Below are 13,591 nucleotides of genomic sequence, written 5' to 3'. Positions count from 1 at the left end.
GGCTGCATTCCCACGCGGAGCGTGGGAACGATCAATCGCGTCGTCTAAGCCAGTGCGTTGCACATGCCGAGGGCCATGCAATCTATCTCGAATGGCCCGAGAAAATCCGCCGAGACTTTGACCGGTGGATTGCCGGCCATCAGCCCCAGCGTATTCGCCCGTTCGATGTTGTGCGCGATGGTGTGATTGGCCTCTATGGCACGGGCCAATGCACCCACCGAGCCTTGGCCGATTCCCAGTAATGACGCGCCGTTGGTGAAGAACGCTAAACCGGCGACAACCCAAAGTCTGTAGCCTTTCATGCTCCGCCGACTCCCGCGAGTTCGGCCCGGTCGACCATCACGCTTTGCGAGCGGACTTCGAACTGGATGCCGGGATGGGCGACTTCAATCGGGGCGTCGAAGGTGTGTTCCATCTGCGAGGCGATGCTGACGACCAGCACCACGGCCAGGTACAGACCAATGGCCAGGTAGGCGCCGCGTTTGGCTGAGTGAAGGATTGCGCTGGCCATGGTGTTCTCCCGTGGGCATGTTTCGATGTCCACAGAATCGATCAAAAAAACCGCGCTAACCACTCAGGGTTTGCCATAGTAAACATCAGCTTCGTTGATTATTTAGCCAGTCTATCTGCGCGGTTCAAGAAACCTATCGTGCCGCGAAAAACACACGCACACGCGTGGGAGCTGCCGAAGGCTGCGATCTTTTGATTTTGCTTTTGCGGATCGTTCCCACGCTCTGCGTGGGAATGCAGCCCGTGACGCTCCGCGTCACTGGACGCAGAGCGTCCCTAGAGGCATTCCCACGCAGAGCATGGGAACGATCAAACAAGATCAAAAGATCGCAGCCTTCGGCAGCTCCTACAGGGAGTTGTCCGAAGCGGGCATTTCAGTGTTGGGTTTTGTGATCCAGGGCGGCGTAGAAGTTGGCGCTCTGTTGCAGGTATTTCTGGGTGTAGCTCTGGGTGTGGGATTTTTTGCTGTTGATTTCAACGTTGGCACTGGCTGGCAGCACAACGGTAGCGGAGATGGCGGAAGCGGCGATAACAGAGAAGAGATTGAAGTTCATGGCGGTAACCCTCGTGTTCGGTTGGCTTGCTTGCCCGGTTGGGCCGTGAAGCAAACTTAACGCTCGAGGGTTGATCGCTTGAAATGCTTTGTAGCATTACCGGATATCAGCGCGATTAATACAAAGAGACAGGCCCCGTAAACCGGGGCCTGTGGCTTATTGTCGCACTATAAACTTGAGGTCGCTCGGCGCGTCCATCGGCAGTTTCTGCACGGTTTTGCCGAGCAGACCGGTCTTGCCATCGCGCTCGACGACGACAATTTCGTTGCTTTTCTGGTTGGCGATCAGCAGGAATTTGCCACTCGGGTCGAGGCTGAATTCGCGCGGGTGATCACCGTCTACCGAGCGTTTTTGCAGCTCTTTGAGCTGACCGGTGGCCGGATCGATCGCGAACACCACCAATTGATTGGCGGTACCACGGTTGCTGACGTAGAGGAACTTGCCATCGGCCGAGGCATGCAGCGCAGCGCCGGCCTTGTCCGAGGTCGGTTGACCAGCGGCCAGATCGACCAGTTGCGTCTGGGTCAGCACGCCGTCGTGGTAGTCGAACACCGCGACTTGTGCGCTCATTTCCATGGTCAGCCAGGCGTGTTTGCCGTCAGCGCTGAACAGCAGATGACGCGGACCGCTGCCGGCCGGCAAGGGCACTGCGGCGGTCATCGCCGGCGTCAGCGGCAAGTCCGGGTTGGCCTTCGGATCGAACAGGTAGACGAAAACCTTGTCCGCGCCCAGATCGTTGGAGAAGACGTAGCGGCCGTCCGGCGAAGAAACCGTCGAGTGCACGTGGTTGGAGGCCTGGCGCTCAAGATTGACCCGGCTCGCCGGATGCGCGCTCATCTGCACGACAGGTTTGAGTTTGCCGTCGGCACCAACCGGCAATACCGCCAGCGTTCCACCCGGATCTTCCATCACCGAATAGTTGCTGACGAACAAGTGGCTGGCATCACCACTGAGGCTCGAATGGGTCGGCTCGTTGCCCAGACTCTGCACTTGATTGATCAGGGTCAGCGTGTGGGTTTTCGGATCGATCGAATAGCTGCTGACGCGACCGACCGGGTCTTTCTGGCCCGGGCCGTTTTCGTTGACCACGAACAGGCGACGCTGGTCTTTGGACAGGGTCAGCCATGACGGGTTTTCGCTCTTGACCACTTGCAGCGGCTTGGCGGCGATCTGGCCGGTGGCACTGTCGAAGTTCATTCGATAGAGGCCCTGGCTGGTGTTGGCGGTGTAGGAACCGACCAGCAACTGGAAGCTCTCGGCGGATGCGCTGGAAAGTCCCATGGCACCGACGCTGCCGGCCATCAGCAGAGGCCAGAATTTACGCATTTTCATCAGATTCTTCCTCATCGTCGCTGCTGCTGCTGACTACGTCACCGTGGCAGACCAGGCGGTGTTCGCCGATCGCTTTGGTTTCATTGAAATAGCCGACGATCAACCAGCTCTGCAAAGAGTCGTCGAAGGTTGCTGCGGCAACCTGAGCCGGGGTGAATTCCCAATGCTTGGCCGCTCGGCCATCGATGCATTCGATGTGCAGGTTATCGTCTTCATCGAGGGCGAATTCGAAGGCGTGCAGGCCGTCGATTTCGACCATGCCGCAGTGTTCGAGGGCGTTGAGAAGGGTTTGGGCAGTCATGGCAAACAGTCTTTCTAGGGGGGAAAGGGCCAATGATAGCTCATGGCACCCCACTCCCCCCTGTAGGAGCTGCCGAAGGCTGCGATCTTTTGATTTTGTTTTTAAGATCAAGATCAAAAGATCGCAGCCTTCGGCAGCTCCTACAGGGGTACCGTGTCAGAGGGCTTCGCGGCTAGGCTTGCCGTCGACGAGGCGCTGAATGCGCAGCGGGTTGGCGTTTTTCAGCGGCTCGGGCAGCAAGCTGTCCGGGTAGTTCTGGAAGCACACCGGGCGCAGGAAGCGGTCGATGGCCAGCGTGCCCACCGACGTGCCACGGGCATCGGACGTCGCCGGATACGGCCCGCCGTGCACCATCGAATCGCACACTTCAACACCGGTTGGATAACCATTAAGCAGAATCCGCCCGACCTTCTGTTCCAGCAGCGGTGTCAGTTCAGCAAACTGCTCGAAGTCCGCCTGCTCGCCAATGATCGTCGCGGTCAGTTGCCCGTGCAGGCCAAGCAATGCGGCGCTGAGTTGTGCTTTGTCCGCCACTTCGACAATCACCGTGGTCGGGCCAAACACTTCTTCCTGCAGCACTTCATCGCCATCGATCAACAGACTGGCATCGGCCTTGAACAACTGCGGTTGCGCCTGATTGCCCTGCTGCGGATTGCCGGCCAGATGCTCGACGCCGGGATGCGCCAACAGCTTCTGCAAGCCTTTGCCGTAGCTGCCGAGGGTGCCGGCATTGAGCATGGTTTGCGCTGGCTGATCACCGATCAGACCGGCGACTTGCTGGACGAACGCGCTGAACTCTGGCGAGCGGATGCCGATGACCAGACCCGGATTGGTACAGAACTGACCGCAGCCCTGCACCACCGAAGCGGTCAGGTCGCGGGCAACCGTTTCCGAACGCTCGGCAAGGGCCTGCGGCAGGACGATCACCGGGTTGATGCTCGACATCTCGGCAAACACCGGAATCGGTTGCGGGCGGGCCGCGGCCATGTCGCACAGTGCACGTCCGCCCCTGAGCGAACCGGTGAAACCCACTGCCTGGATCGCCGGATGCTTGACCAGCCATTCCCCGACGCCACCGCCGTAGATCATGTTGAACACACCAGCCGGCATGGCGGTTTTTTCTGCGGCGCGAATCAGCGCATCGGCGACCAGTTCTGCTGTCGCCATATGGCCGCTGTGGGCCTTGAACACCACCGGGCAACCGGCGGCCAGTGCGGCAGCGGTGTCACCGCCAGCCGTGGAAAATGCCAGTGGAAAGTTGCTCGCGCCGAACACCGCGACAGGGCCGAGGCCGATGCGGTACTGGCGCAGATCCGGACGAGGCAGCGGTTGGCGATCCGGCAGCGGTAAATCGATTCGCGCACCATAAAAATCACCTCGACGCAGAACCTTGGCGAACAGGCGCATCTGCCCGCTGGTGCGTCCGCGCTCGCCTTGTATGCGTCCGGCCGGCAACGCGGTTTCGCGGCAGACCACGGCGACAAAATCATCACCGAGCGCATCCAGCTCATCGGCGATCGCATCGAGAAACTGCGCGCGGCGTTCGGCGCTGAGGCTTCGATAGGCCGGGTACGCGGCAGCGGCGGCTTTGGCGGCGGCGTCGACTTCTTCGACGGTGGCCTGAATGAAATCGTGGGGCAACTGTTCGCCCGTCGTGGCATCGACCGATTGCAGTTTGACGTCGCCAGCAGCGCTGCGCTGACCGCCGATGTAGTTGTGACCGAGAATCTGAGTCATGGGATCTCCTTAAAGGGTGCCGATGCTGTCTGGTTCAAAAGCGGCGGCGATCGGCACGATGCCGTTGACCAGCGGTGCGCCGAATTCGGCCTGGCTGATTTCGAACAGGTCGCCCGGTTGCGTGCGAATGCCATCGGCGAACGACAGGGTCGCTGTGCCGAAGAAGTGAATGTGCACGTCGCCCGGACGCAGGAACTGGCGGTATTTGAAGTGGTGATATTCGAGGTTGGCGAGGCTGTGGCACATGTTCGCCTCACCGCTGAGAAACTCGTTCTGCCAGAGCACTTCGCCGTCACGCAGAATTCGACTGGTGCCGGCAAGGTGTTGAGGCAATTCACCGGTGCGAAGTTCCGGGCCATAACTGCAACTGCGCAGTTTCGAGTGCGCGAGGTACAGGTAATTCTTGCGCTCCATGACGTGGTCGGAGAACTCGTTGCCCACCGCGAACCCGAGGCGATAAGGCTTGCCGTCGTGGCCGATCACGTAGAGGCCGGCCATCTCCGGTTCTTCGCCGGCATCTTCGGCAAACGGTGGCACCGGGAAAGGTTGGCCCGGACGCACGACGATGCTGCCGTCACCCTTGTAGAACCATTCCGGCTGCACACCGGCCTGCCCCGCCGCCGGTTTGCCGCCCTCCACGCCCCATTTGAAGATGCGCATGGTGTCGGTCATCGTCGCTTCGTCGCCGGCCTGCTGGTGCATTTTGTCGCGCGCCGAGGCGCTGCCCAAGTGGGTCAGACCGGTACCGCTGACCAGCATGTGTGCCGGGTCCGGGTGGTCGAGGGGCGGCAGGATGCGCAGTTGTGCGAGCAGTTCGGCGTAGTCGTGGCTGATGCCGAGACCGAGGTTCTGCACTTGCTGCTCAAGGGAGTGGCCGGCCTCGATGGCGGCCAGCGCCAGATCGCGCACGCTGCGCGCGTCCTGCACCTCGCGCACCAGATCGTTGTCGACCACGCCGACGCGGCGCTCGCCGTTGCTTAATTCGAATTGAACCAGATGCATGATTTTCTCCTATTCCCTCTAAAAACACCGCCGATCCACTGTGGGAGCGAGCCTGCTCGCGAAAGCGGTGTGTCAGTCACCTCAAATGTTGAATGTGCCGGCCTCTTCGCGAGCAGGCTCGCTCCCACAAGGGCTCAGTGTTGGTCAATCAGGTGCGGGTGGCGCCACGGGCACTGGCGGCAAACTGGTCAACCGGCAGCACGTGTTTGCGTTCCAGCACGCGGTAAACCACGCCCGTCAGGATCAAGCCAAACACCATCACTCCAGAGAGGAAATACAATCCCGAAGCCAAATTGCCGGTGTACTCCTTCAAAGCGCCAATCACGAACGGCCCGATGTACCCACCCAGATTCCCCACCGAATTAATCAAGGCAATCCCCGCCGCCGCACTCGCACCAGCAAAGAACCGCCCCGGCAAGGTCCAGAACACCGCCGTGCAGGAAAACAGCGCAAACGCCACCAGACACAGCGCCGCCAGTTGCGCCACCGGCAACGACAGCCACGCACTGAGGAACAAGCCAATCGCGCCCAGCACATACAGCACCGCCAGATGCCCGTAACGATCATTCAACCGGTCGGAACTGCGCGGCACGATCAGCAAGCCGATGATCCCGAAGATATACGGCACCGACGACACAAAACCGGTGACCAGATCACTGCCGCCAAACTGTTTGATCAGCGTCGGTAACCATAGACCGAGACCATAAATGCTCAACGTCACCGGCAGATAGAACAGCGCCAGCAGCAACACACGCTTGTCCTTCAGCGCATGCAACGGGTTGCCGTGGCGAGTCTGGCCGTATTCCTGCAGATCCTTTTTCAGCTCGCCGGTCAGCCAGTCTTTTTCCGCCTGATCCATCCATTTCACTTGCTGCGGGCCGTCCGGCAACCAACGCAACACCGGCCAGGTCAGCAGGATCGCCGGCGTGCCGATGACGATGAACAGCCACTGCCAGCCATGCAGACCCAAAACGCCGTCCATGCCAAGCAAGCCGCCGGACACGGGGCCGGTGATCATCATTGCGATCGGTTGCGAGAGGATGAACAGCCCGAGGATCTTGCCGCGATGGCGCACCGGGAACCATTGAGTGATGTAGTAGAGAACGCCGGGGAAGAACCCCGCCTCGGCCGCGCCGAGCAGAAAGCGCATCACGTAGAAACTATGCGGCCCCTGAACGAAGGCCATGCCGATGGTGATGGCGCCCCAGGTGATCATGATCCGCGCGAACCAGCGCCGTGCGCCGAAGCGTTCGAGCATCAGGTTGCTTGGAATTTCGAAGAGGAAGTAGCCAATGAAGAACAGCCCGGCGCCGAGGCCGTAAGCCGCATCGCCGACGCCGATGTCGGCGCCCATGTGCAGCTTGGCGAAGCCGACGGCGGAGCGATCCACATAGGCGATCAGGTACAGCAGGATCAGGAAGGGAATCAGTTTCAGCGTAATGCGCCGTATCAGCCGCAGTTCCTGGCTCATGAGATCGGTCTCCGATTGTTGTTTTTATAGAACCTCGGGGGACGCCTCTCACGGAAAACCGTCAGGGCCATCCCTCCGTCGAAAACGACTATATAGTAATACTAATTCACCAACAACACTTCCAAACCTAGGATTTTGCGCTTAGATTAAGCCGTAGCTGGAACACTATAGTCATACAATAAGAGAATCGATCATGTCTGATAAGAAACCCACCCTGCGCTCCGCCCAATGGTTTGGCACGGCCGACAAGAACGGCTTCATGTACCGCAGCTGGATGAAGAATCAGGGCATCGCCGACCACCAGTTTCACGGCAAGCCGATCATCGGCATCTGCAACACCTGGTCGGAACTGACCCCGTGCAACGCGCACTTCCGCCAGATCGCGGAGCACGTCAAACGCGGGGTGATCGAGGCCGGCGGCTTTCCCGTGGAGTTTCCGGTGTTCTCCAATGGCGAATCGAACCTGCGCCCGACCGCCATGCTCACCCGCAACCTGGCGAGCATGGACGTTGAGGAAGCGATTCGCGGCAACCCGATCGACGGCGTGGTGCTGCTGACCGGCTGCGACAAAACCACCCCGGCGCTGCTGATGGGCGCGGCCAGTTGCGACGTGCCGGCCATCGTTGTCACTGGCGGGCCGATGCTCAACGGCAAGCACAAGGGCAAGGACATCGGCTCGGGCACCGTCGTTTGGCAGCTCAGCGAACAGGTCAAGGCTGGCACTATTACCATCGACGATTTCCTCGCGGCCGAGGGCGGCATGTCGCGTTCGGCGGGCACCTGCAACACCATGGGCACGGCGTCGACGATGGCCTGCATGGCTGAAGCACTCGGCACTTCGCTGCCGCACAACGCGGCGATTCCGGCGGTGGATGCGCGACGTTATGTGTTGGCGCACATGTCCGGCATGCGTGCGGTGGAGATGGTTCGCGAAGATCTGAAACTGTCGAAGATTCTGACCAAGGAAGCCTTCGAGAACGCTATCCGCGTGAACGCTGCCATCGGCGGTTCGACCAACGCAGTGATTCACTTGAAAGCCATCGCCGGGCGCATCGGTGTCGAGCTGGATCTGGATGACTGGACGCGCATCGGGCGCGGCATGCCGACCATTGTCGACCTGCAACCGTCGGGGCGTTTCCTGATGGAAGAGTTCTATTACGCCGGTGGTTTACCAGCGGTGCTGCGCCGTCTCGGCGAGGCCAATCTGATTCCCAATCCGAATGCACTGACCGTCAACGGCAAGTCGATCGGCGAGAACACCAAGGACGCGCCGATCTACGGCGAAGACGAGGTGATCCGCACCCTCGACAATCCGATTCGCGCCGATGGCGGCATCTGCGTGTTGCGCGGCAATCTGGCGCCACTGGGAGCGGTGCTCAAGCCGTCCGCTGCAACGCCGGAATTGATGCAGCATCGCGGGCGTGCGGTGGTGTTCGAGAACTTCGACATGTACAAGGCGCGGATCAACGATCCGGAACTGGATGTCGATAAAGATTCGATTCTGGTGATGAAAAACTGCGGGCCGAAGGGTTACCCGGGCATGGCCGAAGTCGGCAACATGGGTTTGCCGGCCAAGCTGTTGGCGCAGGGTGTGACCGACATGGTGCGCATTTCCGATGCACGGATGAGCGGCACGGCGTACGGCACGGTGGTTTTGCATGTGGCACCGGAAGCGGCAGCCGGCGGGCCTTTGGCAACCGTGAAGGAAGGCGACTGGATCGAGCTGGATTGCGCGACCGGGCGTCTGCACCTGGATATTCCGGATGCTGAGCTGGCGGCGCGCATGGCGGATCTGCAGCCGCCGCAGCAGTTGTTGGTGGGCGGCTATCGTCAGCTGTACATCGATCATGTGCTGCAGGCGGATCAGGGTTGTGACTTTGACTTCCTGGTCGGTTGCCGAGGCGCCGAAGTGCCGCGCCACTCCCACTAACAGCGCAATTCTCCTGTGGGAGCGAGCCTGCTCGCGAAGAGGGAGTGTCAGTCGACATCTATTTGACTGATATGCCGCCTTCGCGAGCAGGCTCGCTCCCACATTTGGTTTGTGTGTCTGCCTCAAGATTGTGCCGTGCCTGCTATGATGCGCGGCATCTCCATCGCTCAGGATCGCGCCACTCCCCATGGATTACCGCAAACCCTCCGACCGTAAAAGCATGCACTCGCGCATCGTCCAGGAACTGGGCATGCAGATCGTCTCCGGACGCTTCAAGCCCGACGACAAACTGCCCGCCGAAGCCTTGCTCTGCGAGGAGTACGCGGTCAGCCGGCCGGTGCTGCGTGAAGCGACGCGGGTGTTGGTGGCCAAGGGGTTGGTGTATTCCAAACCACGTGTGGGAACGGTGGTCAAGGCGCGCCGCGAGTGGCACATGCTCGACCCGGACGTGCTGCACTGGCTGATGCAAAGCAGCCCGCAAAATGAGTTTTTCAATGTGCTGACCAGTGTGCGCAGCATCATCGAGCCGGCCGCTGCCGCCCTCGCCGCTCAACATGCGACAGAGGCGGACATCGCCGCAATTGGTGAGGCGTACCAGCGCATGGAAGCGGCGCCGACGCCGGAAGCGTTGTTGCAGCCGGATCTGGATTTCCATAGCCGGATTGCCGATGCGACGCACAATGATTTGCTGGCGAACCTGTGCAACATGTTGTCGGTGGCGATTGCCGAGGCGTTGAAGCATTCGAATCAGCGGCCGAATCTGCATGAATTGGCGTTGCCTCGGCATAAGGCGATTTTGACGGCGATTGAGAATCGGGATGCGCTGGGGGCTCGGCATGCGACGTTGGTGCAGTTGGATGATGCGCGTAGTGCACTCAGCGTTGTGCTCGGCACAGAACTGTCTTAACGCTTGAATCCTTTTGCCCTCACCCTAGCCCTCTCCCAGAGGTAGAGGGGACCGACCGCGATGTTCTTGCGTAGTACATCGACCTGAAAAACCGAGTCGATTATGGATTCACAGCAGGATGCTCAAGTCGGCGTAAATCTCCAATATCCCCCAATCAGTCCCCTCTCCCTCCGGGAGAGGGCTAGGGTGAGGGGCTGTTGATCTTGAGCCACAAAAAAAGCCGCAACCCTAAGGTTGCGGCTTTGTCGTTTCAGGCTTGCAGATCAGTGGGCAAACAACGAGTTGCCCTTCTGCCCCGCCAGTTTCTCCGGCTTGATCAGGAACTTCGCCAGTGCCGGCAGCAGCCACAGCGCACCGAACATGTTCCACAGCAGCATAAAGGTCAGCATCAGGCCCATGTCAGCCTGGAACTTGATCGCCGAGAAGATCCAGGTGCACACACCAATCGCCAGGCACAGGCCGGTGAACAGCACCGCTTTACCGGTGGATTTCAGCGTCTGGTAATAGGCTTCCTGCAACGGCAACCCGGCACGTAGGAAACTTTCCAGGCGGCTGTAGATGTAGATGCCGTAGTCGACACCAATCCCCACACCCAGCGCCACCACCGGCAGCGTCGCAACCTTCACGCCGATGCCCATGAACGCCATCAGCGCGTTGCCGAGTACCGAGGTCAGTACCAGCGGCAGGACGATGCACAAGGTCGCCGCCCACGAACGGAAGGTGATCATGCACATCACCGCCACGCAGATGTACACCAGAATCAGGATGGTCAGCTCAGCCTGTTTGATGACTTCGTTGGTGGCCGCTTCGATCCCGGCGTTACCGGCGGCGAGGATGAACTCCAGACCGTCCTTGTTATTCTCCTGGGCAAATTCCTGCACCGCGTGCACCGCACGATCGAGGGTTTCGGCCTTGTGATCGTTGAGGAACACCAGCACCGGCGCCAGCGAACAACTGTTGTTGTACAGACCGTCAGCGCGGGCAATCGAGTTGTTCAGCACGTCCGGGTTGCGCGACAGGGTTTCCCATTTCAGGTTGCCCTCGTTCATACCCTTGATCATCTGCTTCGACACGGTCACCAGCGAGATCGCCGACTGCACACCCTCGGTGTTCTGCATCTTCCACATCAACTGATCGATCGGCGCCATGGCTTCATAACGCGAACAGCCTTCAGCCTTGGTCTTGACCATCACCACCAATACGTCAGAGCTGGTGGAGTAATTGCTGATGATGAAGTTGTTGTCCTTGTTGTAGCGCGAGTCCGGACGCAGTTCCGGCGCGCCCTGGTCGAGGTCGCCGATTTTCAGGTTCTGGCTGTACCAGAGGCCGCCACCGAAGGCGATCAGCGCCAGTAGCACCGAGACGCGTGCGACTTTCGGGTTGGCGAAGTTCGACAGCAGGCGCCAGAACGGGTGTTCGCGGTTGGCGTCCTTCTTGCTCTTGGCAATCGCCCGCTTGCTGATGCCGACATAGGAAATGGCGACCGGCAGCAGGATCAGGTTGGTGAACACGATCACCGCCACGCCGATCGACGCGCCGATGGCCAGTTCACGGATCACCCCGATGTCGATGATCAGCAGCGTGATGAAGCCCACCGCATCCGCAAGAATCGCGATCATCCCCGGCAGGAACAGTTGCCGGAAGGTGCGCCGCGCAGCGGTCAATGCGTTGTCGGCCTCGCTGGATTGCAGGGCGATACCGTTGATCTTCTGCACGCCGTGGGAAATACCTATGGCGAAGATCAGGAACGGCACCAGCATCGAATACGGATCAAGTCCGAAGCCGAAGAAGTGCATCAAACCGAGTTGCCAGACCACCGCTACCAGCGTCGTGCTCAACACCGCAATGGTGCTGCGCACGCAGTTGGTGAACCACAGCAGCAGGATCAGGGTGATGACGAAGGCGATGCCGAAGAACAACACGACCATCACCAGACCATCGATCAGGTCGCCGACCTTCTTGGCGAAACCGACGATGTGGATCTTGACGTTGGGGTTCTGCGCTTCGAACTTGTTGCGGATCTTGTCTTCGAGTTCATGGGAGAACTTGCGGTAGTCCAGTGCGAGCAACTTGCCCTGGTCTTCCGGGTCCGGGTAGGACTCCAGCAGCGGGATGTCGACGATGCTCGACTTGAAGTCGTTGGCCACCAGACGCCCGACTTGGCCGGACTTGAGCACGTTGTTGCGCAGCAGATCGAGGCTGTCCTGCGAGCCGTTGTAGCTCTGCGGGATCACTTCACCGCCGGCAAAACCCTCTTCGGTCACTTCGGTCCAGCGTACGCTCGGACTCCACAGCGACTTCAGGCCGGAGCGGTCAACGCCGGAGATGTAGAACACCTCGTCGTTGATCTGGCGCAGGGTCTCCATGTACTCCTTGGAGAAGATGTCGCCGTCCTTGGCTTCCACCGAAATGCGCACGGTGTTGCCCAGGTTGGCCAGATCGTTGCGGTGCTCCATCATCTTCTCGATGAACGGATGCTGGAGCGGGATCATTTTTTCGAAACTGGTTGACGGCCGGATCAGCGTCGCCTGCCAGAACAGGAAAATGCTCACCACCAGACAGATCAGGATCACTGCCGGGCGATTGTTGAAAATCAGGCGTTCAAGAAACGTCGCCTTGTCCTGCTGAGGAGTGATCAAGGAAGTCATAGCCCCGCCTTCTTGTTATTGATCTCGGCACCGTTCGGCTGTGTGGTGTGAAGACCACCCTGCCCGCTCAGAATCAGGTTGCCGTCGCCGGCAGCGGTGACCGATGACAGCGAGATGCGGTCCGGACGGTTGAACACGCTGAAGGTCTCGCCGTTGTCGCTGCTGCTGATCACCGAACCGCCGTTGCCGACGATGACGATCGAGCCATCCGGCAGCAATGTGGCGCCGGACAGGCCAAACTCCAGGGCACCGCGCGCGGCTTTCAGTTCTACCTGCTCCCAAGTGCTGCCGAAATCGGTGGAGCGATAAAGATTGCCGCGCAAGCCGTAAGCCAGCAGGGTTTGCGGTTGTGCCGTGCCGATCACGCCGAACAGCGAGCCTTCGTACGGGCCTTCGAGTTTTTCCCAGGTCTGACCGTCGTCGGCGGAGCGGAACATGCTGCCCGACTCGCCGACGATAAACAGCCCGGCGTCCTTCACTGCCGCGATGGCGTTGAGGTGGAATTGGTCTTCGTTGTCGAGGCGGTCGCTGACGTCTTCCCAGTTTTTACCGCCGTCGGTGGTTTCCATCAGCGCGCCGTACGCGCCCACGGCAAGACCGCTGTTGACGTCCTTGAACCAGACGTCGAGCAGCGGCGATTCACGTTTGAGGTCTTCGAATTGCTTGTTCCAGGTCAGACCGCCGTCTGCGCTGGCGAGGATTTGCGCGTCGTGGCCGACCGCCCAGCCGTGCTTGTCGTCGACAAAGTACACCGCCGTCAGCAGTTGCCGGGTCGGCACTTTGGCCTGGGTCCAGGTTTTGCCCTGGTCATCGGAATAGAGAATGTGCCCGCGATCGCCGACCGCGACCAGGCGCGCGCCAGCGTGGACGACATCGAGAATCAGGCTTTTCGCGGCTTTAGTAGATTCGGTGGCATAGACCACGTCAGCCGGGGCCTCGGCGGCAATCACCGGTGCCGATAACGTGGCAAAGCCCAGCAGCGAGAGTGCTGTGGCCAGCAACGCGGTGTTGCGTAACGCCGGCGGGCGGCAACGACTCATAGACCTTCCCCTCTTTATTATTGTTAGGCCATCTGGCCTTCAAGGGCGCCGCAAGTGTGCTCCGCTGATGGCTGCTCAGGAGCATAGTCCTGAAACCCGCAATCCAGAGCCACTTCGGAAGCTGGCTCATCCTATCGGGCTTTCGAAACGTCTGACAAT

At 60.1% G+C, this 13,591-nt stretch carries 12 protein-coding genes; 2 read left to right on the top strand and 10 right to left on the bottom strand.

Features of this window, described 5'->3' with window-relative positions; all coding sequences use genetic code 11:
- Positions 1 to 44 precede the first annotated feature (44 nt).
- The 8 genes from HU718_RS13140 to HU718_RS13105 form a co-directional block, all read right to left on the bottom strand.
- Positions 45 to 302: a hypothetical protein gene (locus HU718_RS13140; protein ID WP_102902177.1), complete on the bottom strand. Its 258-nt coding sequence runs from the start codon at positions 300 to 302 to the stop codon at positions 45 to 47.
- On the bottom strand, positions 299 to 511 hold the full coding sequence (locus HU718_RS13135) for a hypothetical protein (protein WP_095122900.1): 213 nt from the start codon (positions 509 to 511) through the stop codon (positions 299 to 301). Before HU718_RS13135 ends, HU718_RS13140 begins: the two co-directional genes overlap by 4 nt.
- Positions 512 to 884: 373 nt before the next feature.
- Positions 885 to 1,064, bottom strand: coding sequence for a hypothetical protein (locus HU718_RS13130; RefSeq protein ID WP_095122902.1), 180 nt, complete (start codon positions 1,062 to 1,064; stop codon positions 885 to 887).
- A gap of 156 nt (positions 1,065 to 1,220) precedes the next feature.
- Positions 1,221 to 2,396: a lactonase family protein gene (locus tag HU718_RS13125; protein WP_186614468.1), complete on the bottom strand. Its 1,176-nt coding sequence runs from the start codon at positions 2,394 to 2,396 to the stop codon at positions 1,221 to 1,223.
- A complete protein-coding gene (locus tag HU718_RS13120) occupies positions 2,383 to 2,697 on the bottom strand; it encodes a DUF5629 family protein (protein ID WP_186614466.1) in 315 nt (104 codons plus the stop codon). Before HU718_RS13120 ends, HU718_RS13125 begins: the two co-directional genes overlap by 14 nt.
- A 156-nt stretch (positions 2,698 to 2,853) precedes the next feature.
- Positions 2,854 to 4,434 carry an aldehyde dehydrogenase (NADP(+)) gene (locus tag HU718_RS13115; RefSeq protein ID WP_150730913.1) on the bottom strand — a complete coding sequence of 527 codons (1,581 nt, stop codon included), beginning with the start codon at positions 4,432 to 4,434 and terminating at the stop codon, positions 2,854 to 2,856.
- 9 nt (positions 4,435 to 4,443) lie between these two features.
- Positions 4,444 to 5,436, bottom strand: coding sequence for an AraD1 family protein (gene araD1, locus HU718_RS13110; RefSeq protein WP_186614464.1), 993 nt, complete (start codon positions 5,434 to 5,436; stop codon positions 4,444 to 4,446).
- A 148-nt stretch (positions 5,437 to 5,584) separates the two neighbouring features.
- Entirely contained in the window at positions 5,585 to 6,907 is a 1,323-nt protein-coding gene (locus HU718_RS13105) for an MFS transporter (protein ID WP_186614463.1), read from the bottom strand.
- A 193-nt stretch (positions 6,908 to 7,100) separates the two neighbouring features.
- Between HU718_RS13105 and HU718_RS13100 the strand changes: the two genes are divergently transcribed.
- Together HU718_RS13100 and HU718_RS13095 are read left to right on the top strand one after the other, a co-directional pair.
- The gene (locus HU718_RS13100; protein ID WP_007917984.1) at positions 7,101 to 8,837 is read left to right on the top strand and encodes an IlvD/Edd family dehydratase; all 1,737 of its coding nucleotides are present in this window, start codon (positions 7,101 to 7,103) and stop codon (positions 8,835 to 8,837) included.
- Between the two features lie 187 nt (positions 8,838 to 9,024).
- Positions 9,025 to 9,744, top strand: a complete 720-nt coding sequence (locus HU718_RS13095) for a FadR/GntR family transcriptional regulator (RefSeq protein ID WP_095122912.1) — start codon at positions 9,025 to 9,027, stop codon at positions 9,742 to 9,744.
- A gap of 263 nt (positions 9,745 to 10,007) precedes the next feature.
- Here the strand turns inward: HU718_RS13095 and HU718_RS13090 are convergent, their stop codons facing one another.
- Both HU718_RS13090 and HU718_RS13085 read right to left on the bottom strand, forming a co-directional pair.
- Positions 10,008 to 12,392: an efflux RND transporter permease subunit gene (locus HU718_RS13090; protein ID WP_186614460.1), complete on the bottom strand. Its 2,385-nt coding sequence runs from the start codon at positions 12,390 to 12,392 to the stop codon at positions 10,008 to 10,010.
- Positions 12,389 to 13,432, bottom strand: a complete 1,044-nt coding sequence (locus HU718_RS13085) for a WD40/YVTN/BNR-like repeat-containing protein (RefSeq protein ID WP_186614458.1) — start codon at positions 13,430 to 13,432, stop codon at positions 12,389 to 12,391. The genes HU718_RS13090 and HU718_RS13085 overlap by 4 nt, the downstream gene beginning before the upstream one ends.
- Between the last annotated feature and the right edge of the window lie 159 nt (positions 13,433 to 13,591).

It is taken from the genome of Pseudomonas tensinigenes (genome assembly GCF_014268445.2).
GTDB lineage: Bacteria > Pseudomonadota > Gammaproteobacteria > Pseudomonadales > Pseudomonadaceae > Aquipseudomonas > Aquipseudomonas tensinigenes.
This window is presented reverse-complemented; position numbering and strand designations above follow the sequence as displayed.